At 70.8% G+C, this 23,433-nt stretch carries 20 protein-coding genes and 1 pseudogene; 5 read left to right on the top strand and 16 right to left on the bottom strand.

Going from position 1 to position 23,433, the window contains the following annotated elements; genetic code table 11:
* Positions 1-6: 6 nt before the first annotated feature.
* The 3 genes from P7A99_RS23875 to P7A99_RS23865 are packed head-to-tail and all read right to left on the bottom strand — an operon-like array spanning position 7 to position 3,046.
* Complete coding sequence (locus P7A99_RS23875) at positions 7-1,209, bottom strand: ABC transporter permease (protein ID WP_277796210.1); 1,203 nt, start codon at positions 1,207-1,209, stop codon at positions 7-9.
* Entirely contained in the window at positions 1,206-2,144 is a 939-nt protein-coding gene (locus tag P7A99_RS23870; RefSeq protein ID WP_277796209.1) for an ABC transporter ATP-binding protein, read from the bottom strand. The genes P7A99_RS23875 and P7A99_RS23870 overlap by 4 nt, the downstream gene beginning before the upstream one ends.
* Positions 2,141-3,046: a polyprenyl synthetase family protein gene (locus tag P7A99_RS23865; protein ID WP_277796208.1), complete on the bottom strand. Its 906-nt coding sequence runs from the start codon at positions 3,044-3,046 to the stop codon at positions 2,141-2,143. Before P7A99_RS23865 ends, P7A99_RS23870 begins: the two co-directional genes overlap by 4 nt.
* Before the next feature lie 127 nt (positions 3,047-3,173).
* Here P7A99_RS23865 and amaB point away from each other — a divergent pair, with 127 nt between their 5' ends.
* Positions 3,174-4,700, top strand: a complete 1,527-nt coding sequence (gene amaB, locus P7A99_RS23860) for an L-piperidine-6-carboxylate dehydrogenase (protein WP_277796207.1) — start codon at positions 3,174-3,176, stop codon at positions 4,698-4,700.
* 71 nt (positions 4,701-4,771) lie between these two features.
* Positions 4,772-6,403 (top strand): Na+/H+ antiporter, encoded by a 1,632-nt coding sequence (locus tag P7A99_RS23855; RefSeq protein ID WP_277796206.1) that lies wholly within the window; start codon positions 4,772-4,774, stop codon positions 6,401-6,403.
* 3 nt (positions 6,404-6,406) lie between these two features.
* Here the strand turns inward: P7A99_RS23855 and P7A99_RS23850 are convergent, their stop codons facing one another.
* The 4 genes from P7A99_RS23850 to P7A99_RS23835 form a co-directional block, all read right to left on the bottom strand.
* Entirely contained in the window at positions 6,407-7,315 is a 909-nt protein-coding gene (locus tag P7A99_RS23850) for a hypothetical protein (protein WP_277796205.1), read from the bottom strand.
* Between the two features lie 218 nt (positions 7,316-7,533).
* Entirely contained in the window at positions 7,534-9,066 is a 1,533-nt protein-coding gene (locus P7A99_RS23845; protein ID WP_277796204.1) for an acyl-CoA carboxylase subunit beta, read from the bottom strand.
* 72 nt (positions 9,067-9,138) lie between these two features.
* Positions 9,139-9,465, bottom strand: a complete 327-nt coding sequence (locus P7A99_RS23840) for a YnfA family protein (RefSeq protein ID WP_277796203.1) — start codon at positions 9,463-9,465, stop codon at positions 9,139-9,141.
* A gap of 10 nt (positions 9,466-9,475) precedes the next feature.
* Positions 9,476-10,204, bottom strand: a complete 729-nt coding sequence (locus P7A99_RS23835) for an ATP12 family chaperone protein (RefSeq protein WP_277796202.1) — start codon at positions 10,202-10,204, stop codon at positions 9,476-9,478.
* 96 nt (positions 10,205-10,300) lie between these two features.
* On the opposite strand from P7A99_RS23835, the gene P7A99_RS23830 reads away from it, so the two are divergent.
* The gene (locus P7A99_RS23830; RefSeq protein ID WP_277796201.1) at positions 10,301-11,743 is read left to right on the top strand and encodes a DUF1800 domain-containing protein; all 1,443 of its coding nucleotides are present in this window, start codon (positions 10,301-10,303) and stop codon (positions 11,741-11,743) included.
* Positions 11,740-13,017, top strand: a complete 1,278-nt coding sequence (locus P7A99_RS23825; RefSeq protein ID WP_277796200.1) for a DUF1501 domain-containing protein — start codon at positions 11,740-11,742, stop codon at positions 13,015-13,017. The genes P7A99_RS23830 and P7A99_RS23825 overlap by 4 nt, the downstream gene beginning before the upstream one ends.
* Before the next feature lie 174 nt (positions 13,018-13,191).
* Here P7A99_RS23825 and P7A99_RS23820 read toward each other — a convergent pair whose 3' ends face one another.
* From P7A99_RS23820 to crcB, 3 genes are read right to left on the bottom strand one after another with little or no spacing between them, the layout of a single operon-like run.
* Positions 13,192-14,682 carry a putative 2OG-Fe(II) oxygenase gene (locus tag P7A99_RS23820; protein WP_277796199.1) on the bottom strand — a complete coding sequence of 497 codons (1,491 nt, stop codon included), beginning with the start codon at positions 14,680-14,682 and terminating at the stop codon, positions 13,192-13,194.
* On the bottom strand, positions 14,679-15,668 hold the full coding sequence (locus P7A99_RS23815) for an RluA family pseudouridine synthase (RefSeq protein ID WP_277796198.1): 990 nt from the start codon (positions 15,666-15,668) through the stop codon (positions 14,679-14,681). Before P7A99_RS23815 ends, P7A99_RS23820 begins: the two co-directional genes overlap by 4 nt.
* A complete protein-coding gene (crcB, locus tag P7A99_RS23810; protein ID WP_277796197.1) occupies positions 15,665-16,048 on the bottom strand; it encodes a fluoride efflux transporter CrcB in 384 nt (127 codons plus the stop codon). Before crcB ends, P7A99_RS23815 begins: the two co-directional genes overlap by 4 nt.
* Before the next feature lie 257 nt (positions 16,049-16,305).
* Between crcB and P7A99_RS23805 the strand changes: the two genes are divergently transcribed.
* Complete coding sequence (locus tag P7A99_RS23805; protein ID WP_277796196.1) at positions 16,306-17,538, top strand: hypothetical protein; 1,233 nt, start codon at positions 16,306-16,308, stop codon at positions 17,536-17,538.
* Positions 17,539-17,565: 27 nt separating this feature from the next.
* Here P7A99_RS23805 and P7A99_RS23800 read toward each other — a convergent pair whose 3' ends face one another.
* From P7A99_RS23800 to P7A99_RS25290, 6 genes and pseudogenes are all read right to left on the bottom strand, one after another.
* Positions 17,566-18,063 carry a CC0125/CC1285 family lipoprotein gene (locus P7A99_RS23800; protein ID WP_277796195.1) on the bottom strand — a complete coding sequence of 166 codons (498 nt, stop codon included), beginning with the start codon at positions 18,061-18,063 and terminating at the stop codon, positions 17,566-17,568.
* A 38-nt stretch (positions 18,064-18,101) separates the two neighbouring features.
* Entirely contained in the window at positions 18,102-18,884 is a 783-nt protein-coding gene (locus tag P7A99_RS23795) for an RluA family pseudouridine synthase (RefSeq protein WP_277796194.1), read from the bottom strand.
* A gap of 148 nt (positions 18,885-19,032) precedes the next feature.
* Positions 19,033-20,334, bottom strand: coding sequence for a replication-associated recombination protein A (locus P7A99_RS23790; protein WP_277796193.1), 1,302 nt, complete (start codon positions 20,332-20,334; stop codon positions 19,033-19,035).
* A gap of 68 nt (positions 20,335-20,402) precedes the next feature.
* Entirely contained in the window at positions 20,403-21,839 is a 1,437-nt protein-coding gene (locus P7A99_RS23785; protein ID WP_277796192.1) for a Do family serine endopeptidase, read from the bottom strand.
* Positions 21,840-21,940: 101 nt separating this feature from the next.
* Positions 21,941-23,206: a TCR/Tet family MFS transporter gene (locus P7A99_RS23780; protein ID WP_277796191.1), complete on the bottom strand. Its 1,266-nt coding sequence runs from the start codon at positions 23,204-23,206 to the stop codon at positions 21,941-21,943.
* Positions 23,207-23,267: 61 nt separating this feature from the next.
* Positions 23,268-23,381 (bottom strand): annotated as a pseudogene (locus P7A99_RS25290) (TPM domain-containing protein); the annotation flags it as partial.
* Between the last annotated feature and the right edge of the window lie 52 nt (positions 23,382-23,433).

The following is a 23,433-nucleotide window of genomic DNA, read 5'->3' as shown; positions in this document are numbered from 1 at the left end:
AAAGTCCTAGCGCTGCGGATCGCGCGACAGGGCCTGGGCCACGAGCAGGCCTGCCGCGCCGACGGCGGCCAGCACGATCCAGGCCTTATACACGGCTGCAACCCCAGCGTCGCGCCAGAGCACGGCCTGATAGGCGTCGATCACCCAGGCGTGCGGCGTGAACCATCCCAGGCTCTGCAGCCAGGCGGGCATCAGGAAGCGCGGCGCCATGCTGCCGCCGACCGCCGCCAGCACCAGGATCACGAAGGTCGACAGCATCTGGGCCTGGTCGCGCGTGCGGCACAGTGAGACGAGCCCCAGCGCCAGCCCCGCCGAACAGACCCCGGCCGCCAGGGTCGTGGGCAGCCACAGGGCGAAGTGCTGGACGGCCTCGACGCCGTAGACGCCTTGGGCCACCACGAAGATCATCACCGCCTGGACGAAGGCCTGGGCGGTCAGGAACAGGAACTTGCCGGTGACCACCGGCCCCATGCCGGCCACGCCCGCCAGCAGGCGGTCGGCGACGCCGGCGCGGCGCTCCTCCATCAGCGACAGCGCCCCCTGCATGGCCGAGAACAGAGCAAACAGGATCATCACCGCGCCGGCGTAATAGGCGATCACCGCCCCGCCCTTGCGCGCGCCGGCGATCTCCTCGCGGTCGAACAGGTCGTCCTTCACGGGCTGGGGCTTTTCGCGCAGCTGCGCAGCGGCGGCGTCGATGCGCCCCGACTGCACGGGCGTCAGCTCGCCCAGGGCCGGCGCGACGGCGTCGATGGACCGACGCAAGGCCGCATCGGGCGCGGCGGCGGCCAGGGCCTGCTGCGTGCGGGCCTGGGCCAGCGGCGCTGCGACGGCGCGCGAAGGGTCGGCGACAATCAGGAACGGCTTGCCAGGCTGGGCGGGATCGGCGCGGATCACGAGGCCGACGTCGACCTCGCCGGACTTGACCCGAGCCCGCACGGTCGCCGCGTCAGGCGCGGTTTCGGCCCGCAGGTCTGGGCTCTTCAGCAGCGCGGCGGCGACCCGGCGCGAGGCGTCGGTGCGGGCGAGATCGGCGACGGCCAGCTTGGGTTGAAGGTTGTCGCCCGAGGTTCCCGCGAACACCGATGAGAAGATCAAGAACACCAGCGGCGGCAGCAGGAAGGTCATGACCAGGGCCGCGCGGTCGCGCCACAGCTCCAGCGCCATGACCCGCATCATCGCCAGCGACATGGCGGCCTGCGCCCTCATGCGGCCTTCCGCTCGGCCACGAGGGTAAAGAGGTTGGCCAGCGACGGCTGGCGCACCCGGATCTCGCGCGGGGCCAGGCCCAGCTGGCGCAGGCGCGCGTCCAGTTGGCCCGCCGCGCCGTAGCCGCCGCTGTCGAGCCGGGTCCAGACGCCCGGACGACGGGTGGGTTCCAGCCCCTCGGCGGCCAGGCGGATCTCCCCGGCGGTGTCGAGACCGTCGGCGAGGTGGACCAGGATCTCCATCTGGTCGCCGAACGCTTCGGCCACCAGGGCGCGCGGTTCGCCTTCCAGAACCATGGCGCCGTCGCGCAGGAAGCCGACGCGATCGGCCAGGGCGCCGGCCTGATCAAGGTCGTGGGTGACGATCAGCACCGCCACGCCAAGATCGCGCAGGTCGCGGATCACCGCGTCGACCGCCTCGCGAGCGTCGATGTCGACCCCCACCGTCGGCTCGTCGAGGATCAGCAGGGTCGGCTCGTGGACAATGGCGGCGGCGATGTTGGCGCGGCGCTGGAAACCGCCCGACAGGGTGCGGACAGGCGCATCGGCGCGGTCGAGCGTGCGGGTCAGCTCCATGGCCCGGCGCACGGCGGCCGGAGCCTTGGCGCGCGGCACGCCAGCCAGGGTCGCGAAGGTCTCGATGTTCTCGCGCACCGACAGGTTGGCGTAGAGGGCGATCTCCTGCGGCACGAGGCCGAGCCCCGCCCGGGCGGCGGGCGTGCGGGCCGGATCCTGACCGTTCAGCAGCACCGTCCCGGCGTCGGGCCGCAGCCGGCCGCAGATGGCCCGCACCAGGGTCGTCTTGCCCGCGCCGTTGTGGCCCAGAAGGGCGTAGATCTCGCCAGGACGCAGCGACAGGTCGACGCCCTTGAGCACGCGGCGGTCGCCATAGGATCGCACCACGCCTTCAGCCGTCAGAATAGGCGCTGGATTCACGCCGCCGCCTTGCGCGCGGCGAACAGCCGTCCGGCATAGGCGCCCAGCAGGCCGCCGCCGCCCGCCGCGGCCAGGGCGTTCTCGGCCGCGGCCAGATGCTCTTCCATGGCCGCGCGGGCGCCCGAGACGCCCAGGCGCGAGACGGCCGTGGTCATGGCGGCGTCCTGGCCGACGTCCTTGCCGGTCGCCTCGACCGAGCCCTCGGCGTCGAGGATGTCGTCGCGGATCTGGAAGGCCAGGCCCACGCGGCGGGCGAACTCGCCCACCTGCTCGACGGCCGCCGCGTCGGCGCCGCCGATCAGCGCCCCGACCTGGGCGGCGGCGATGATCAGCACGCCGGTCTTCTCGTGGTTCAGGCGATCGATCTCGGACATGTCGCGCAACTGGTCGCGGTCGAGCAGGTCTCGGGCCTGGCCGGCGACAAGGCCCATGAAGCCCACGGCCTGGGCGGCGCGGCCGCTGATCTCGGCGCGCAGGTCGCCGGACAACCCCATGTCGGCGGCGATCACGGCATAGGCCTGGTTCAGCAGGCCGACGCCCGCGAGGATGGCGGTGGCCTCGTCGAAGGCGCGGTGAATGGTCGGCAGGCCCCGGCGCAGCCCCGCATCGTCCATGGCCGGCAAATCATCGAGGATCAGCGAGGCGGCGTGGATCATCTCGAAGGCGCAGGCCGCGTCCAGGGCCGCGCCCTCGCTGGCGCCAAAGGCCTCGGCGGCCAGGAGGGTCAGCATGGGACGGAAGCGCTTGCCCGGCGCCAGCAGCGAATAGCGGACGGCCTCGACCAGGCGGTCGGGCGCGGTTCCGGGCGCGGGGGACAGTTCGGCCAGGCGGCGGTCGACGCGCGCCCGCAGGGCCTCGATCCGTGGCAGCAATCCCTGATGCAAGGCGCCCTGGTCGTCCATCTCGCGAGTCGATGCCTCCCCACCCCTCCGCGGGCGAGTCATTTGAAGGCGCCCTGTCGCGGCGTCAACCCGAGCGGGCGCCGCGGCGGCTCTTGACCCCGGCCGCCCGCGGCGCGTCCATGGCGGCATGTCCAAGCCCCTGCCCTCTCCCGCCGACCACGCCCGCGAGATCCTGGCCCGCCTGGGCGTCGCCGGCCTTTCCGCCGACGGCGGAACCGCCGTGCGCACGCCGATCGACGGATCGGTGCTGGCCCATGTCGCCTTCGACGACGCCAAGGCCATAGAGGCCAAGGTCGCGAGCGCCGCCCGCGCCTTCCGCGCCTGGCGCTGCGTTCCGCCCCCCCGCAGGGGCGAGCTGGTCCGCCTTTTCGGCGAGGAGTTGCGCGCGGCCAAGGCCGATCTTTCCGCCCTGGTGACGCTGGAGGCCGGCAAGATCGTCTCCGAGGGCGCCGGCGAGGTGCAGGAGATGATCGACATCTGCGACTTCGCCGTGGGCCTGTCGCGGCAACTGCATGGGCTGACCATCGCCTCGGAACGCCCCGGCCACGCCATGCGCGAGACCTGGCACCCGCTGGGGCCGGTCGCCGTCATCAACGCCTTCAACTTCCCGGTCGCGGTGTGGGCGTGGAACGCGTGCCTGGCCCTGGTCTGCGGCGATCCGGTGATCTGGAAGCCGTCGGAAAAGACCCCGCTGACGGCCCTGGCCACGCAAGCCCTGCTGGACCGCGCACTCGCCCGGTTCGGCGACGAGGCTCCGGCCGGCCTGTCCTCGGTGGTGCTGGGCGGCCGCGACGCCGGCGAGCGCCTGGCGCGCGATCCGCGCATCCCGTTGGTCAGCGCCACCGGCTCGACCCGGATGGGCAAGGCCCTGGCGCCGGTCGTGGCCGAACGCTTCGGCCGCTCGATCCTGGAGTTGGGCGGCAACAACGCCATGATCGTCACCCCCAGCGCCGACCTGTCGCTGGCCCTGCGCGCCATCGTGTTCTCGGCCGCGGGCACGGCCGGCCAGCGCTGCACGTCCTTGCGCCGGCTGATTGTGCACGAGAGCCTGTTCGACAAGGTCGCCGACGCGGTCGAGGCCGCCTTCGCCCGCCTGCCGGCCGGCGACCCGCGCCAGGACGGCGTGCTGCTGGGGCCGCTGGTCGACAAGGCGGCCTACGAGGCTTTCGTCCACGCCCTCGACCAGGCCCGGGCCGATGGCGCCATGGTCACCGGCGGCGAGCGGTTGAACGAAGCCGACGCGCCCGAGGCCTTCTACGTCCGCCCCGCCCTGGCCCGCCTGCCCGCGCCGACCGCCGGCATGGCCCGCGAGACCTTCGCGCCGCTGCTCTACGTCGCGCCCTACGCCGAGTTCGACGACGCGGTGGCGATGCAGAACGACGTCCCCCAGGGCCTGTCGTCCTGCGTGATGACCAACGACGTACGCGAGGCCGAGGCGTTCATGGGCCCCTGGGGCAGCGACTGCGGCATCGCCAACGTCAATATCGGGCCATCGGGGGCCGAGATCGGCGGGGCCTTCGGCGGCGAGAAGGAGACCGGCGGCGGACGCGAGAGCGGCTCGGACGCCTGGAAGCAGTACATGCGCCGACAGACCGCGACGGTGAACTATTCCGGCGCCCTGCCCCTGGCCCAGGGCGTGAGGTTCGACCTTTAGGGGCCTTTGTGGGTCGCATCCCTGGACGCATCACCCTAGGGTAACTCCACCCAAACGGTGATGAGGTGAGCGTGCAGACTGTCGAGATCGTCCTGGCCCTTCTGGCCGCCGTCGTCCTGAGCGGCGCGGCCGCCCGGTTCCTCCCCCTCGCCGTCCCCGCGCCCCTGGTGCAGATCGGCCTGGGCGCCCTGATCGCGATGGTCACCAAGACGCCGGTCTCGCTCGACCCGCACCTCTTCTTCCTGCTGTTCCTGCCGCCGCTGTTGTTCCTCGACGGCTGGCGCATTCCCAAGGACGAGTTCTTCAAGGACTTGCCGATCATCCTGGAGCTGGCGCTGGGGCTGGTGGTGCTGACCGTGGTCGGGGTGGGTTTCCTGATCCACTGGATGATCCCGTCCATGCCGCTAGCCGTGGCCTTCGCCCTGGCCGCGGTGATCTCGCCCACCGACCCGATCGCGGTGTCGGCCATCGCCCAGCGGGTGCCGATCCCCAAGCGCCTGATGCACATCCTCGAGGGCGAGTCGCTGCTGAACGACGCCTCGGGCCTCGTCTGCCTGCGCTTCGCCATCGCCGCGGCCCTGACGGGAAGCTTCGTGCTGCACGAGGCGGTGCTGAACTTCGCCTGGGTGGCCCTGGCGGGTATCGCCATCGGCGTGGTCACCACCCTGGTCGTCACCACCCTCAACGCCTGGCTGACCCGCGCCGGCGCCGAGGACGCCGGCCCCCAGACCCTGGTCAGCCTGCTGATCCCCTTCGCCGCCTACCTGCTGGCCGAAAAGGTGCACGCCTCGGGCATCCTGGCCGCCGTCGCCGCCGGCGTAGCCATGAGCTTTTCGGAAGTCGCCCGCCAGACCGTGGCCGCCACGCGCGTTCGCCGCAACATGGTCTGGGACACGCTGCAATTCACCGCCAACGGCGTGATCTTCGTGCTGCTGGGCGAACAGCTGCCGTCGATCCTGGCCGGGGCGGTCGAGACCGTCCGCTCCACCGGCCACCACGAGCCCTGGTGGCTGGCGATCTATGTCGTCGCCATCACGCTGAGCCTTGGCGTGCTGCGCTTCGCCTGGGTCTGGGGGTCGCTGAAGCTGACCCTGCTGCGGGCCCGCCGCCGGGGCGAGGACCGCGCCAGTCCGGACTGGAAGATCATCACCGCCACGGCCTGCGCGGGCGCGCGCGGCGCCATCACCCTGGCCGGCGTGCTGACCTTGCCGCTGGTCACCGCCGCGGGCGAGGCGTTCCCGGCCCGGGACCTGGCCATCTTCCTGGCGGCCGGGGTGATCGTGCTGTCGCTGCTGATCTCCAGCATCGCCCTGCCGCTGCTGATGAAGAACCTGCAGCTGCCGCCCGAGACGGCGGGCCTGGAGGACGCCGAGCGCGCCCGGGCGACCCTGGCGATCGCCGCCGTCCAGGCGATCGAGCACATGCAGTCGTCCTCGCCGCACGCCGCCGACGCCGACTTCCAGACGGCCTCGGCCCGGGTGGTCGACATCTATCGCGACCGCCTGGACGGCCTGACCCAGACAGGCGAAGTGGCGCTGGCCGCCCGCCGCGGCCGGGGCTTCGAGAAGGAGGTTCGCCTGATCGCCGTACAGGCCGAGCGGCAGGCCCTGCACACGCTGCTGCGCCAGCGGGCCGTGGACGGGGCGATCCAGTCCAAGCTGACGCGCGAGCTCGACCTGGCCGAGGCCCGGCTCAGGATCTAGCCGTCAGAGCGTCAGCGACACGTTGATGATCGCCCCGGCGCCGGGGGTGAACGGCCCCCAGTCCTTCTGGACCGGGGCGCCGGCCTTGTCGGTTCCCGCCAGCCGCAGGGTGTAGGTGGTTCCCGGCGTCAGCACGTGACCGGCCACCGGCGGAAAGCGCATGTCGTTGGAGACGAAGTCGCTCGCCCAGGGCGGCGGGGCCGTCTTGCCGCTGATCATGCCGACCAGCACGGCGGGGCCGGCGTCGGTCAGCAGCAGCACCTGCACGGGGCCGACGGCGTCCCTGCGCTGGAGGGTGACGCTGAACCAGGCCTCGGTGGCCGCCGGACGCGGCGTCGCGCCCTCGGCCGGGCCGATGCGGCGGAAGCCCAGGGCCTTGAGGATGTTGTTCACCCCGGCGCTGCCGCCGGCCAGCACGAGGCCGGTGATGAAGACGCCCAGCCCGCCCAGCGGCGAGACCTCGCCCTGTCCGCCGTAGAGGGCCTGGTACAGCGAGGCCACCACGTCGAACTTCAGGCCGTGGGCGACCAGCCAGCCGACGATCACCGCGACGGGGGTGCGCAGGCCCCGGCTGCTGAAATGGTTCTGGAAGACGCGCCAGCCGAACAACACCGCCAGCGCCGACTCCAGCACCACCGCGATGGCCAGCACGCCGAACAGGATGCGGAAGATGGTCTCGTATTCGAGCTCGGAGAGGTCGGCGGCCTCGGCGCGGTCCTGGGCCTCGCCGGTCAGGCCGGTTCCAGCATCTGAGGGCTGAGGGACTGGCGTCGCGGGCGGAGCCGAGAAGGTCACGACCCCGTCCTGCAACGGCGGATTGGGAGCCGTCATCTGGGCCTGCGCCGTCCCCAGCCCCAGCGCGGCGACAAGACAGAGCACGGCCATCCCGCGCGCCCAATGGATCGTCTTCATGGCCCCCTCCCCCGAAGTATCAAGGGAGTACACAACCACGAAGCGATGTTGGGGATCAATGTTATCGGAGGGCGTAAAGGGAGCCTCCCCCTTTGGGGAGGCGATCGCGAAGCGATCGGTGGGGGGAGTGGGCGCGGGCCTGGCGACCGTCTCGGAAGCTGAAACCGGCCCCCCACCGGCCTTCGGCCGCCTCCCCCAGAGGGGGAGGTTCGCTTGGGCTAAAGCGGAATGTTGTCGTGCTTCTTGTAGGGGTTGGTCAGCACCTTGCCCTTCAGGGAGTGCAGGGCGCGGACGATGCGCTTGCGGGTGCCGTGGGGCATGATGACGTCGTCGACGTATCCGCGTGAGGCGGCCACGAACGGGTTGGCGAAGCGGTCCTTGTACTCGGCCTCGCGCGCGGCGAGGGCTTCGGGGTCCTTGGCCTCCTGGCGGAAGATGATCTCCACCGCGCCCTTGGCCCCCATCACCGCGATCTCGGCGGTGGGCCAGGCGTAGTTGAAGTCGCCGCGCAGGTGCTTGGAGCTCATCACGTCATAGGCCCCGCCATAGGCCTTGCGGGTGATCAGCGTGACCTTCGGCACGGTGGCCTCGGCATAGGCGAACAGGAGCTTGGCGCCGTGCTTGATCAGGCCGCCGTACTCCTGCTTGGTGCCCGGCATGAAGCCCGGCACGTCGACCAGGGTGACGATCGGGATCTCGAAGGCGTCGCAGAAGCGCACGAAGCGGGCGGCTTTTCTGGAGCTGTCGATGTCGAGCACGCCGGCCAGCACCTGCGGCTGGTTGGCGACGACGCCGACGGTCTGGCCGTCCATCCGCGCGAAGCCGCAGACGATGTTCCTGGCCCACTCGCTGGAGATCTCGAAGAAGTCGGCCTCGTCGACGATCTTCAGGATCAGTTCCTTCATGTCGTAGGGCTTGCCCGGATCGGCGGGGACCAGGCTGTCGAGGCTGGCTTCCTGGCGATGGGGATCGTCGAAGCTTGGGCGGATCGGGGCCTTCTCGCGATTGGACGAGGGCAGGAAGTCGATCAGGCGGCGCACCTGGGTCAGGGCCTCCAGGTCGTTCTCGAACGCCCCTTCGGCGACGCCCGACTTGGCGGCGTGAACGCGCGCGCCGCCCAGTTCCTCGGCGGTGACCACCTCGTTGGTGACGGTCTTCACCACATCCGGCCCGGTGACGAACATGTAGCTCGTATCCTTCACCATGAAGATGAAGTCGGTCATGGCCGGCGAATAGACGTCGCCGCCGGCGCAGGGGCCCATGATCACGCTGATCTGCGGGATGACGCCCGAGGCCAGGGTGTTTTCGAGGAAGATGTCGGCATAGCCGGCCAGGCTGTCGACGCCCTCCTGGATACGCGCCCCACCCGCGTCGAACAGGCCGATGATCGGCGCGCCGACCTTCATCGCCTGGCGCTGGACCTTGACGATCTTGGCCGCATGGGCGCCCGACAGCGACCCGCCGAACACCGTGAAGTCCTTGGAGAAGACGTAGACGACCTTGCCGTTGATCGTGCCCCAGCCGGTCACCACCCCGTCGCCGGGCACCTTCTGCTCGGCCATGCCGAACTCGGTCCCGCGGTGCTCGACGAACATGTCGAACTCCTCGAACGAGCCTTCGTCGAGCAGAAGTTCGATCCGCTCGCGCGCCGTCAGCTTGCCTTTCGCATGCTGGCTGGCCACCCGCTTTTCGCCGCCCCCGGCCCGCGCCTGCTCGCGACGACGCTCCAGCTCTTCCAGGATGTGTTGCAAGGTCTTCGGCTCCAAGCAGGGACTGGAACCAAAGGCGTAAAGAGCCCCGGCGGGGCTGGCAAGGCTTCGGGCCTAGGCCGTCCTGGGTCCAAACAGGATGATCGCCGCGCCCGCCAGGCAGACGGCCATGCCGATCAGGTCCCAGCGGTCGGGACGCACCTGCTCGACCGTCCGCATCCAGACGATGGACGACAGGATGTAGATGCCGCCATAGGCCGCGAAGGCGCGTCCGGCCGCTTCGGCTTCGACGCGGGTCAGGAGCCAGGCGAAGGCGACCAAAGCGAGGACGCCGGGGATGGTCCAGAGCGCCGAACGTCCCTGCCGCAGCCAGGCCCAGAAGGCGAAGCAGCCGCCGATCTCGCAGATCGCCGCCAGGACGTAGACCAGCGCGCTCTTCACTCGCCCGGCCTCAGCGACGAAGGGCGGCGAACCACCGCTCCAGCACGGCCGCCTCGACGGCGAGGTTGGCGGCGCGGGTGACGGCCTCGTGGTCGTCGCCCCACTGCTCGGCCTGATAGATCTCGTCCAGGCGCGACAGGTCCAGCGCCTTCTGGCCGGTGACGCGGCCGGCGCGCAGGGCGAGCGCCAGCACGGTCGAACCGAAGAGGCCCGCGGCATAGGCCACGCCCGCCAGGCTGTAGTCGTCCAGCGTCAGGGCCAGGGCCTCGACGGCGGCCAGGGTCGCAGGCGGCTGGGGAGCATGGATGATCCCGGTGATCGGCTCCAGCGCCACGCCATGCTCGGCCTTGGCCCAATCCAGCATCGCGCCCCATTCGCGGTCCTGCCGCTCGATCAGGGGCGTGGGGCCATCGGCGCGGTAGCAGAGCAGGTCCGAGCCGGCATAGGCGGCGACCTCGCGGGCGACCTCGGCCCTCGTCTCGGCGATGCGGTCGATGGCGGTGAAGGCCAGGCGCGTGGCCGGCATGGCCGTGGAGTCGATGACCTTCTCCTGGGCCTCCCACTCGTCAGCGACGACCTGGGCCAAAGCGAGGGTCGGCAGGGCCAGCGGCTTCTTCTGCGGCGACTTGGGCGTGCGGCCGTCCAGCAGCACCGGATAGAGGCCGTCCTTGGCGTCGCCGGCGGTCGCGGCCTTGTAGAAGCGGCGCGGCTTTTCGATCAGGTCAGGCTTGTCGGACACGGGAACGGCTCATTTTCACGGGAAGCTGGCGACGGACTTGCGCGCCACGTGCGTTGAATGGTCGATCGGACGCCATATCGCAAGGGAGAGCCCGGCTTGAGCCTGCCGTCCAAGGACATGATGGCCGCCATCGCCGCCACACGCTTCGGCCTGGGCGCCCGCCCCGGCGAGATCGAGGCGGCGCGGGGCGATCCGCGCGGCTTCCTCGAAGACCAGGTCCGCCGCGAGGGCGCGGATATTCCAAAGGACGATGGCGAGAGCGCGCCCGTGCGCTACGCCGCCTTCGCCGAATTGCGCCAGGAACGCCGCGCCGCCCGCCAGGACGCCAGGATGGTCGCCGGCGACGACATGAAGCCGATCCCGCTGGTCGACGCCGCTCCCAGCGCCAACGCCAAGTCCGAGGCTCAGAAGGACGTCCAGCGCTACATCCGCCAGAAGACCACGAACGACTTCCTGAGCCGCGCCCAGCTGGCTGCCGACACCGAGGCGGCCTTCCGCGAGCGCTGGGCGCTGTTCTTCGCCAACCACTTCACGGTCTCGCAGACCAAGCAGGCCACCTCGATCGTCATCGGCCCGTTCGAGCGCGAGGCCATCCGTCCGCACGCCTTCGGCCGCTTCGAGGACATGCTGCTGGCCGCCAGCACCCACGCGGCCATGCTGACCTATCTGGACCAGGCCCAATCGGTAGGCCCGGGCAGCCCCGCCGCCCGCTACCAGTCGCGCAAGGGCCGGCGGACCGGGCTGAACGAGAACCTGGCCCGCGAGATCATGGAGCTGCACACGGTCGGCGTCGATGCCGGCTACAGCCAGGCCGACGTCACCGAGTTCGCCCGCGCCCTGACCGGTTTCAGCATCGGCCGCGCCCAGGACCCGGACGTCGGCGCCTTCGTGTTCCGCGCCAACACCCACGAGCCGGGCGCGCGCTCGATCCTCGGCAAGGCCTATGCGCAAGGCGGCGAGGACCAGGGCGTTTCGGTGCTGAAGGCCCTGGCCGCCGATCCGCGCACGGCCCGCCACGTGTGCGGCAAGATCGCCCGCCACTTCGTCGCCGACGATCCGCCGCCGGCCCTGGTCAAACGTCTGGAGACCCGCTGGATCGAAACCGACGGCCGGCTCGACGAGGTGGCCAAGGCCCTGATCGCCGCGCCCGAGGCCTGGGAACCGACCCCGGCCAAGATCAAGACGCCGTACGAGTTCGTGATCTCGACCTGGCGCGCGGTCGGCGGACGCCCCGCCGCCTTCGAACGCCTGAACCCGATCCTGACCAGCCTGGGCCAGAAGCCGTTCTATCCGCCCTCGCCCAAGGGCTGGCCCGACGAGGCCGGGGCCTGGGCCTCGCCCGACGGCCTGGTCAAGCGCATGCAGTGGACGCAAGGGTTCGCCGCCGCCGTGGCCGACACCCGTGATCCCGACGTCCTGGCCCGCTCGGCGCTGGGCGCGCGGCTCTCCGAGCCCACGGCCCGCGCCGTCGCCCGCGCCGAAACCCGCCGCGAAGCCTTCGCCCTGCTGGTGATGAGTCCGGAGTTCCAACGCCGATGACCGACCGCTCCCCCTCGCCGTCCCGCCGCTCGTTCATGGCCGCCGCCGCCAGCCTGGGCGTGGCCGTCAGCTTCGTCGGCCGCCAGGCCCACGCCGCCGACGGCGCCAAGAAGCTGATCGTGGTGGTCTGCCGCGGCGGCATGGACGGCCTGTCGGTGGCCCCACCGATCGGCGATCCCGGCTATCAGGCCCTGCGCGGCGCCATCGCCATCAAGCCGGAAGAGGCGCTGAAGCTGGACGAAACCTTCGCCCTGCATCCGTCGCTGACCAGCGTCCACGCCCTGGCCAAACAGGGCCAGGCCCGCATCGCCCCGGCCATCGCCACGCCCGACCGCGCCCGCTCGCACTTCGAGGCTCAGGACGTGCTGGAGACCGGCGAGGCCAAGGTCTACGGCGCCGACAGCGGTTGGCTGAACCGCACGTTGGAAGTGATGGGCCCAGGCAAGACCGAGGCCCTGTCGGTGGGGACCACCGCCCCGCTGATCCTGCGCGGCAAGGTGCAGGCCGCCAGCTGGTCGCCGGGCAAGGGTCTGGACGAGGCCGCGCGCCTGCCCACCCTGTTGCAGGACCTCTACAAGGGCGACCCGCTGCTGGGTCCGGCCTTCGCCCGCGGGCTGGAGACCGAGGCCATGGCCCAGGCGGCGATGACGGCTTTGGCCCCCGCCCCTGCCCCCGCGGCGGAGACCGGCATGATGATGGCGTCGACGCCGACCATGAGCGCGCCGCGGATGAACCAGCCTGGCGGCCGTCCCGCCGACAATCGCCAGGGCCGCGAGGCCGCCCGCAAGCTGGGCTCGACCCTGGCGGGCTTCATGCGCCAGGCCGATGGCCCACAGATCGCCGCTCTGTCGCTGGACGGCTTCGACACCCATGCGGGCCAGGTCGGCCAGATCGCCACGCGCCTGACCTATCTGGACGCCGTGCTGGACGGCCTGCACCAAGGGCTGGGCCCGGAGTGGAAGAACACGGTGGTGGTGGCGGTCACCGAATTCGGCCGAACCGCCCGCGCCAACGGCACCGGCGGCACCGACCATGGTACGGGCTCGACCGCCCTGGTGCTGGGCGGCGCGCTGAAACGCGGCGGGATCATCGGCGACTGGCCGACGCTGTCGGAGACTGCCCTCTACGAAAACCGCGACCTGGCGCCGACGCTGGACATGCGCGGCCTGTTCAAGGGCGTGCTGGTCGACCACCTGGGCGTGGACCGGGCGGCCGTCGAGAAGAAAGTGTTCGTCGACAGCGCCGGAGCCAAGGCGGTGACGGGGCTGGTTTGAGGAACCTCATCACAGACGTTTTTTTCTACAGCCTTCCTGGGCCTCGTGCCCAGGATCCATGGTTCAGCCTGCTCAAACACCAGACATCGGGCCAAGTTCTGAGCGGTCACTGGCATGGGCCCTCGCCACGAGGGCGAGGGAAACAACCTAGAGGGTCGAGAGACTGCAAGCCCCTCACCCCGGAACCGCGTCGAAGGCCATGGTCAGGCGGCGCGTGTCGCCGGTGAAGGGCACGGTGCCGTGCCACATGTAGGACGGGAACAAGACCAGCGTGCCCGGGGTGGGTTTGACGGCATGCTCGGCCTCCAGCTTCGGCGCGGTCACGCAGCCGGGCTGGCCGAACTTGATCCAGCCTTCGCGCTTGCCTTCATCGTCCACGCCCGGCGGCAGGTCGATGTAGAAGGCCGACGACACCCAGCCCTGCGGGTGGACGTGGTCGGTGTGGAAGCCGTTGGGCTTGAGGCTGACCGACCAGCCCCCCTGAACCACCGCCCTGCCAGTCTTGCGGATACGCAGCGGATCGTCGCCCTCGCCGATCTCGGCGGCGTAGCGTTCGACCGTGGCGCGGGCGCTGGCGAAGAAGGCCTGAAAGATCGGTTCGGGCGAGGTATGCAGCGACTGCACCTGGGCGCCGCCGCGCAGCGACTGTTGCAGCGGATGGGTCTTCAGGTCGTGCATCTGCCCCAGGCGCCGGCGTAGGTCGGCCAGGAAGCTTTCGAGGTCGCTCCAGCCCTGCGGCGTCGGCAGGGTGTAGGGTCGCACGAAGGCGCCGTAGTCGTAGAGCGCGCCATAGCGGGGATCGCCGAGGATCCGCCAGGCCACGGCTTGCAGCGACAGGGCATGCTGATCGTACGGGAAGGCCTCAAGCACCGATCCCGCCACCGCCGAGGCGGACGTTGCGTCGCCCACGGCCAGCAGGGCCTCGGCCAGGCTCCTGAGCACGGGGGCGGCGCCCGGCGCCAGGCGGGCGGCGGCCTCGGCGTGGGCCAGGCCCTCGGCCGTCTCTCCCAGTTCGGCGGCGGCGTGGGCGGCGGTGACCAGCAGATGCAGGTCGCCCGGATGCCGACGCAGGCCCGTGCGCAGGGTGTCGAGCGCCTGGGGCAGACGGCCGGCGAACTCCTCGACCACGGCCTGCACGTGCAGCAGGCGCGGATCGGACTGCCGCGCCAAGGTCGCCTTCAGCGGTGCAAGGGCGTGGTCGAGATCGGCGGTGCGCATCCAGCGCAGCTGGGCCAGGTCGCGATGAGCGTCGACGAAGGCCGGACGGCGCGCGATCGCGCCGTGGAAGAGGGCCTCGGCCTCGTCGTAGCGATGCTGGAAGTGTACCGCGCGGGCCAGGACCAGCCAGGCCTCGGGCGCGTCCAGCCCCAGGGCCATGGCCTTGCGAACAGCCGCTTCCGCCTCCGGCTGGCGGCCCAGGTCGCCGTTGGTGGCGGCCAGATTGTACCAGGCCAGCTTGTCCTGCGGCGCGCCACGCGCCGCCCGCTCGTTGAACGGCAGGGCCTCGGCGTGACGGCCCAGGCCCTTGAGGGCGGCGGCATGCACGATCAGCAGGCCCGGCATGGCCGTCGGCCGCGCTGCGCGGGCCGCCGTCAGGGCGACCGCCTGCTCGGCCTGGCCGCGGCCGAGCAGGTCCCAGGCTTGCTGGACCAGGCCTTGGTTCATCGCCGCTTGGTCTGCCGGCGAGCGAACGGGTTCTGGTCGGCCTCGTCCTCGGAGAAGCCGAACTTGGCGAAGCCGGCCTGCATCTCGGGGCTGAGCGGAGCCTCGATGTGCAGCATGCCGGCGCTGGGGTGCGGCAGCAGGATCGAGCGGGCGTGCAGTTGCAGCTTCAGCCCTTCCGACAGAGGGGCCGACTTCTCGTCGCCGTACTTCGGATCGCCCAGGATCGGATGGCCGATAGCCTTCATGTGGGCGCGCAGCTGGTGGGTGCGGCCGGTGTGCGGACGCAGGGCCATGAACGACGCGCGCGGACCGGCGCGGCTGATGGTGACGAATTCGGTCTCGGCCGGCGAGGCGTCCTTGTCCTTCGGATCGGCGGGCACGACGAGTTCGCGATCGTTGACGCCGCGCTTGGCCAGGTGCAGCTCGATCACGCCCTCGGTGGGGTGCGGGTTGCCCACGACGATAGCCCAGTAGGTCTTCTGCGCCTTGCGCTTGGCGAAGGCGCCCGACAGCTTGGCCGCCGCGGCCGGGCTCTTGCCCAGCAACAGCACGCCGGAGGTGTCGCGGTCGAGGCGGTGCACCAGGCGCGGACGATCGACGCCCTCGCCCCAAGCGCTGAGCAGCTTGTCGATGTGCTTGGTGGTCTTGGTGCCGCCCTGCACGGCCAGGCCCGCCGGCTTGTTGAGGGCCAGGACGTCCTCGTCCTCGTACAGCACCAGCGAGCGGGCGTAGGCGATGTCGCGCGCCGACAGCTTGCCCTTGTCGGCCGGATCGGGCGCGTCGGGCAGAGGCGGCACGCGGATCTGACTGCCGGCGGCCAGCTTGGTGTCGGCCTTGGCGCGCGAACCGTCCACCCGGACCTGGCCCGAGCGGAACAGCTTGTTGAGCTGGACGTGGTTCAGGTGCGGCCAGCGGCGCTTGAACCAACGGTCGAGGCGGACCCCGTCCTCGCCCCCGTCGACGTACAGGGTGCGAACTTCCTTCATGCGAACATCCTGCGGGCAAGCGTGAGGCCCGCGAAAAGGGCCGACAGCGCAAGGATCACGCTGACGGCGGTGTAGGTTAGGGCCGAGCCGTAGGCGCGCTTCTCGATCATGAGCGCGGTCTCCAGCGAAAAGGCCGAAAAGGTGGTGAAGCCCCCGAGCACGCCGGTGGCCAGCAGAACGCGGAAGGTCTCCTGCTGCCCGGCCGAGCGGAACGCCAGCCAGCCGGTGACGGCCCCCATCAGGAAACCGCCGACGATGTTGACGGTCAGCGTGCCCCAGGGCCAGCCCGGACCGATCCAGCGCAGCGCGGCCGTACCCACCAGATAGCGGGCGACGGAGCCGGCGGCGCCGCCCACGGCGACGAGAAGCACCTTGTTCATGGGCCCCTTATGCGCCGAGCGGCGCCGAACGCCAAGGCCGGGGCGAGCAAGGCGGTCGATGCGTCGCAAGGGTGATGCGCCCACGCCCCCGCCCGTTCGATCCCGCAGCGCACAAAATTAACGCCGCGAAACCAGAAAGAGTCTTGCCGGACAAGGTTTTGCCGAAAGGGTAAAGACTGCCTCAACCCTGTTCCTGCACGGCGGGTTAACGGCGGTGGGCGCAACCTAGAGGCTCCACTCGCGAATCCCACGGTCAGATGCCCGCCTCCCTGCCCCCCAAGGACGACACGACCGAACGCCTGGCCCTGCCGCCGGCGATGCTGAACCGCCTGGCCGGATCGGACCTGGTCGGCCGCGGCGCCGTGAACGTGATCAGCATCAAGGCCATCCGCCGCTGGGCCGGCGACTGGTGGGACCAGAAGCGCACCGACGTCTGGACCTATGTCGAGCGCAAGCTGAACGAACATCTTGACCGCGCCGACCTGCGCGGCCGGGTCAGCGAGGACGACTTCCTGATCGCCACGCACAACGACCAGGGCCTGTCGGCCCAGGCCGCCAGCATCCGCATCCTCGAGGACGTGCTGACCCACCTGCTGGGCGCGGCCGAGCTGAAGGACATCGGCGTGCGCTCGGTGATCGGCATCGAGGCCGGCGGCGTCGTCTGCCGTACGATCGATCCGGCCGTCGTGCTGGCCGCTCGCGCTCGCCGCGACTCCGAGCGCTCGCCCTTCCGCACCGACATCGACGTCAGCGACGAGATGCGCCGCACCCCGGTGGCCTTCACCACCAGCGGCGGCGCGGCCCTGCGCGTCGACTTCGCGCTGGAGCACGTCATCGGCCTGCGCCGCAACGTCACTACGGCTATCCGCGTCGAGCCGATCGTCACCCACCTGGGCACCGGCCGCTCGATCAGCGGCCGCGCGATCACCAAGCTGGCCGACAAGGACATCGCTTTCATCGACGAGGCGACGCTGCGCTACGGCGCGGCCTTCGCCAAGGCGGCGCAGGGCAACGAGCGCCCCGACCTGATCCTGCCGGCCTCGTTCCGCACCCTGGGCACCCAGCGCGGCCGCGATCTGCTGACCGGCACTGCGGGCCTGTCTCTGGCCCTGCTGCGCGGCGGCGTGATGATCGAACTGGTGGACGTCACCCGCGGCACGCCCGCCGGCCGCCTGCTGGAAGTGGTCGGCCTGCTCAAGGCCCTGACCCGCGGCGTCATTGCTCGCGTGCCGCCCGACAAGGAAGCCTTCAAGCACCTGCGCGACGCGCGCCTGGCCGGCCTGACGCTGGACGCCTGCGACCTGGGCGGTCCGGCCGAGAAGATCGCCATGGACATCATGGCCTTCGGTCGCGAAGCCCGGGGCCTGGCGCCGATGGTCAGCCTGCAGGGCCTGCCGGCCGAAGGTTACTTCGCCGCCGCCGAGACCGCCGGCCTCAGCCACGCCTCGCTGCGCGCAGCGCATCCGTACGCGGCGCGCAACGCGGCTTAGCCGGCCCGCTGAGACCGGCCTGCGGTCTCAGACGCGGCCCATGCCCTTGCCGATGGTGTTGACGACGCTCTGGGCGTCGTAGGCCTCGCCGGGCGGACGCGGCCCCTTGCCGAACACGACTTCCAGCGTGGTGCTGAGCGCGGGCTTGGGGCCGAGGTTGAAACTCGTGCCGACGCCAAGACCCACGGCCGAGCGACGGCCGTAGCTGCCCGAGCCGCCGCCGACCGAGAAGGTGGGACCGCCCCCTCCCCCGGTCGACTGGGTGATCCGATCGGCGACCCGGAACCAGGAATAGCCGTCGGCCAGGGCCAGCTCGGCCGCCCGCAGCAGGGCGTAGTCGGTCACCTGCCCGACGGGCGCGCCGGGTCCGCCCCGGAAGGTTACGCGATAGCGGCCGTCCTCCATCTTGTATTGGGCGAAGCCGACGTCGGTGGCGGCGGCTTGCGGACGATAGACCGTGGGCTGGGCGGTGGCGCAGGCCCCGAGGACCAGGGCGCAGGCGACAAGAGCGAGTGGCGTCTTCATGGCGTTTCTCCCTTGGCTCTCAAACGGCCCGGCCAAGTTCAACGTTCCGGAAGCGCCAAGTCCAGCTTTTCCAGCACGGCCTTGAAGTCGTCGGGCAGCGGGGCCTCGATGCGCCGCTCGCCGCCCTCGGGGTGCGGGAACACCAGCCGGGCGGCGTGAAGCATCAGGCGCGGCACGGGCGCCCCGGCCAGCACCAGCGCCCCGCCATAGCGGCTGTCGCCGGCGATAGGCCGGCCGATCGACGCCATGTGGACCCGCAGCTGGTGCATGCGGCCGGTGTCGGGCGACAGCTCGACCAGGGCCGCCTGAGCGTTGGCCGCCAGGGTGCGATAGCGGCTGCGGGCGGCCTCGGCGTCCGGATGATCCGGCTCGCAGACCCGCATATAGGCCTCGCGCCCGATCGACTCGCGGCGCAGGGGGCTGTCGATCCGGCCGCCACGCGGCTCGGGCGCGCCGGGCGCGACGATGGCCAGGTAGGTCTTGCGGAAGCGCATGCCCATCAGGGCCTTGCCCAGGAAGGTCGCCGCCGGCTTGGTGCGGGCGGTGAGGATCACGCCCGAGGTGTCGCGGTCGAGGCGATGGATCAGGCGCGGACGCGGCCGGTCGCGCCGGGCCAGCGCCCACAGCAGATCGTCCAGCGTATGGGCCTTGATGCGGCCGCCCTGGCTGGAGAGGCCTGCGGGCTTGTTGATCACGAAGATGCTGTCGTCCTCGTGGATCACCAGCGAGCGCATGAAGGCGATCTCGTCGGGCGTCAGCTCGATCGGGGTGTCGGAGGCTTTCGGCTTGGCTTGCGCGGGCGGACGGCGAACCTTAGTCATCCTTCTCCCCTTGCGGGAGAAGGTGGCCGGCGCGAGCCGGTCGGATGAGGGGTCTCTCAGACATGGCCGCATTGATACGCAACGGACGCGCCGTGCAACCCCTCATCCGACGCTTCGCGCCACCTTCTCCCGCAAGGGGAGAAGGAACCTATTTTCCGCCCCGGCGCAGCTGGTTCCAGTGGTCCAGGCGATCCTTGACCTTGGCCTCGGCGCCGATCGGCTTGGGCTCGTAGAACTTCGGGCGGGCCATGCCGTCGGGGAAGTAGTTCTGGCCCGAGACGCCGCCTTCGACGTCGTGGTCGTAGGCGTAGCCGTCGCCATAGCCGAGGGTCTTCATCAGCTTGGTCGGCGCATTGAGGATATGGGAGGGCGGCATCAGGCTGCCGGTCTCCTTGGCGGCGCGGCGAGCGGCCTTGTAGGCGGTGTAGACGGCGTTGGACTTGGGCGCGCTGGCCATGTGGACCACGGCCTGGGCCAGGGCCAGCTCGCCCTCCGGCGATCCCAGGAAGTCGTAGGCGTCCTTGGCGGCCGTGGTCAGCAGCAGGGAGAGCGGATCGGCCGCGCCGATGTCTTCCGAAGCCATGCGTACGAGGCGGCGGGCGATGAACAGCGGGTCCTCGCCGCCCTCCAGCATCCGCGCCAGCCAGTAGAGCGCCGCGTCCGGATCCGAACCGCGCACCGACTTATGCAGGGCCGAGATGAGGTTGTAGTGCTCCTCGCGGTCCTTGTCGTAGGCCGGGCGGCGCTTCTGCAGCAACTGGCCCAGCTGGGTGGGGTTCAGCGGCGTGTCCGTGCCGATCGACAGCAGGGTCTCGGTCAGGGTCAGCAGATAGCGGCCGTCGCCGTCGGCCATGGCGATCAGCACCTGGCGGGCCTCGGCGTCGACCGGCAGCTTGCGGTTCTCGGCGGCTTCCGCCTTGGCCAGCAGGGCCTCCAGCGAGGTTTCGTCCAGCCGCTTGAGCACGAACACCTGGCAGCGCGACAGCAGAGCGCCGTTGAGCTCGAACGAGGGGTTCTCGGTGGTCGCGCCCACCAGGGTGACGATCCCCTCCTCCACGAACGGCAGGAAGCCGTCCTGCTGGGCGCGGTTGAAGCGGTGGATTTCGTCGACGAACAGCAGCGTCGACTGCCCCGACTGGCGGCGCATGCGAGCCTGCTCGAAGGCCTTCTTCAGGTCGGCGACGCCCGAGAACACCGCCGAGATCTGCATGAACTCATAGCCGCCGGCCTTGGCCAGCAGGCGGGCGATCGTGGTCTTGCCGGTGCCGGGCGGCCCCCACAGGATCATCGAGGCCAGGCGGTGGGCCGCCGCCATCCGGCCGATGGGGCCGTCGGGGCCCAGCAGATGCTCCTGGCCCACGACCTCGTCGAGACTTTGCGGACGCAGGCGGTCGGCCAGCGGCGCGGGCGCGTGGGGCGCGATGCCGGCGGCTTGGAAGAGATCGGACATGGGTGGAGATTTAGGGGGTTCCGCGGTCAGCGGAAACCCTCTCCCCGAAGGGAGAGGGTCGAAGGCGTCTAGGTCCGGAAGCGGGCCGCGATGCGCTGGCCGTTGCGTTCGATCACGATGTTCCAGGTCGCCGCGTCGCCGCGGGTGGCGGCGGCCAAGTCGGCCGTGGTGTTGATGGCCTTGCCGTTGACCTCGCGCACGAAGTCGCCGGGACGCAGGCCCGCGTTCAGGGCAAAGCCCTGGCCGACCTTGGTGACCAGGACGCCCTTGCCCGCGAAGGCGTCGGCGCCGATGTCCTGGGCGGCGGCGGGCGACAGGTTCATCACCGTCGCACCGTCGAAGGGGTTGCGACCGCTGATCGTGCGCTCGTCCTTGGCCGGCGTTTCGGGCGCGGCTTCGGCGCGGATGGTCAGGGTCTGCTCGCGGTCGCCGCGGCGGATCTGCACCGGAACGCGGTCGCCGATCTTGTGGGTGCCGATGGCGAAGGCGCCGCCGCCTTCATCGTTCACCGCCTGGCCGTCGATCGACAGGATGACGTCGCCTTCCTTGATGCCGCCCTTGTCGGCCGAGGCGCCGGGATAGACGTCGGAGACCAGCACGCCGCGCGGCGTGGTCATGCCCAGGCTCCTGGCCAGGTCGCCGGTGACCGGCTGGCCGCGCACGCCCAGCCACGGCCGCACGACGCTGTGGGCGCCGCCGAGCGCGGTCGAAACCACCTGGCGGACTACGGCGGCCGGAATGGCGAAGCCGACGCCGCTGGACGAGCCCGAGCGCGAGATGATGAAGGTGTTCACCCCGATCAGATCGCCGTCCATGTCGACCAGCGGGCCGCCCGAATTGCCCGGGTTGATGGCCGCGTCGGTCTGGATGTAGCTGCCGAACTCGGCCGCGCCGACGTCGGTGCGGGCCAGGGCCGAGACGATGCCGTTGGTGACGGTCTGGCCGACGCCGAACGGGTTGCCCATGGCCAGCACCAGGTCGCCGACCTCGAGCTGCTCCTGGTCGTCGATGGCGATGGTGGGCAGGCGCTCGCCCTTGGTGTCGATCTTCAGGACGGCGAGGTCCGAGCGCGGGTCGTCGAGCAGCACCGTGGCCGGAAACTCGCGCCGGTCGGCGAGCTGCACGGTGATGTCGCTCATGTTCTCGATGTTGTGGTGATTGGTGATGATCACCCCGTCGGCGCGGACGATGGCGCCCGAACCGAGCGAGCCCTGCACCTGGGCGCGCGGCGTGCCGCCGGCCCCGCCCATGAAGAAGTCCCAGAACGGGTCGCGCGACTGCTGGCGCTGGACGACTCGGCGGCTGGCGACATTGACGATGGCCGGGGCCGTCTTCTTCACCACCGGGGCGAAGGACGACTTCATCGAGCCCGGGTCGGTGGGGGCCTTGCGGGTGGGCTGGGCGAGTTCCGGGATGGACTGGGCCTGGCTGCGCGAGGCCGGATCCGAGCAGGCGGCCAGCAGGGCCAGGGTCGGAAGCAGGACGCGAAGGGCGGGCTTGGACAAGTCGATAGCTCCGTCAGATCTTGCGGCGCGCCCGGCCAGCGAGAGCCAGGCACGCGCTCTCGCCCCTTAAACAGCGAAGTTTTCGGGCGCAATCAAGGCGTTCAGCGCGCGGGATCAAGGCCCGGTTCCGCGACCGCCGCCGGACGGGCGCGGCGGGTGTTCAAGATGACCATCAGGCCGCCCAGGGCCAGCAGGCCGGCGATGACCAGCGGCAGGCCCGGCAGGTGCAGGGTCTGCTCGTGGCGCACGGCGAAGGCCAGCGACAGGCCGTAGAGGGCTGGGCCGATGATCGCCGTCAGCCCCATGATCGCCGAGTTGGCGCCCTGCAGCTGGCCCTGCTCGCTGGGCCCGACCCGCTTGGTCATCATACCCATCAGCCCCGGCTGGATCAGGGCGGAGAAGGCGCTGACGGCGAGGCCCGAAGCGAAGATCCAGCCGTTGGGCGCGAAGGCGAACACCGCGAACGACACGACGAAGCAGACCAAGCCCACGATCACCGCGCCGCGCTCCTTCAGGCGATCGACGATCGGCCCAATCAGCAGGGCCTGGACGATCACGCCCAATATGCCCGACAGCATCATCAAGAGGCCGATCTGGGCGGTGTCCCAGCCATAACGATAGCCGGTGTAGAGCACGAAGACGCTGGGATAGGCGTTATGGGCCAGCTGCATCAGGAAGCTGACCACGCCCAGGCGCGGCAGGTCGGGATGCGAGCCCAGGAGCTTCAGCGAGCCGACGGGATTGGCCTTCTTCCAGTCGAAGCGGGCGATGCGCTTTTCCGGCGGCAGGGATTCGGGCAGCACCAGCAGGCCGTACAGCCAGTTCAGCAGGGCCATGGCCGCGGCCACCCAGAACGGCAGGTGCAGGTCGATCTTGCCGAGCAGGCCGCCCAGGGCCGGACCGGCGATGAAGCCGACGCTCCAGGCCGCGCCGATCAGGCCGAAAGCCTTGGCCCGCCCCTTCTCGGGCGTGACGTCGGCAATATAGGCGCCCGCCGCCGAGAAGCTGGCCGCGGTGGCCCCATGGATGATGCGACCGACGAACAGCCACCACAGGGTCGGGGCCAGGGCCATGAAGATGTAGTCGATCCCAAGGCCGAAGATCGAGATCAGGATTACCGGCCGCCGTCCGAAGCGGTCGGACATCATGCCCAGGATCGGCGAGCAGAAGAACTGCATCGTCCCCCAGACCATGCCGAAGGCCGCCGTCCACTGGGCCGCCATGTCGGTCTGGCCGCCGGCCATCTCCTTCACCAGGCTGGGCAGCACCGGGATCATCAGCCCCAGCGACAGCACGTCCATCAGGGCGGTGACGAAGATGAAGCCCAGCGCCGCCTTGCGGGCCGGATGGGCGATGGGTTCGGACATAGGACCTCCCGGGGGCGGGATGTTTGACCGCCAGTCGGATAGTCGGCAAGGGGCTCTAGTTCCTCCCCCGTGCAACGGGGGAGGTGGCGCGGTGCGGATACGCGCCGTGACGGAGGGGGCGAGGGAAAGAGCGCCGCGCGCGGCCGGCCCCCCCCCCCCCGTGGCGACGCCCCACCCCCCAGTGAGGGGGGGGGAGGAGTAGGGAGGGCGCCCCCCCCCCACCCACA

The sequence above is a fragment of the Caulobacter endophyticus genome (assembly GCF_029543245.1).
Taxonomy (GTDB): Bacteria; Pseudomonadota; Alphaproteobacteria; order Caulobacterales; family Caulobacteraceae; genus Caulobacter; species Caulobacter endophyticus_A.
The sequence above is the reverse complement of the archived record's forward strand: the minus strand, read 5'-3'. Positions and strand labels throughout refer to the sequence as shown.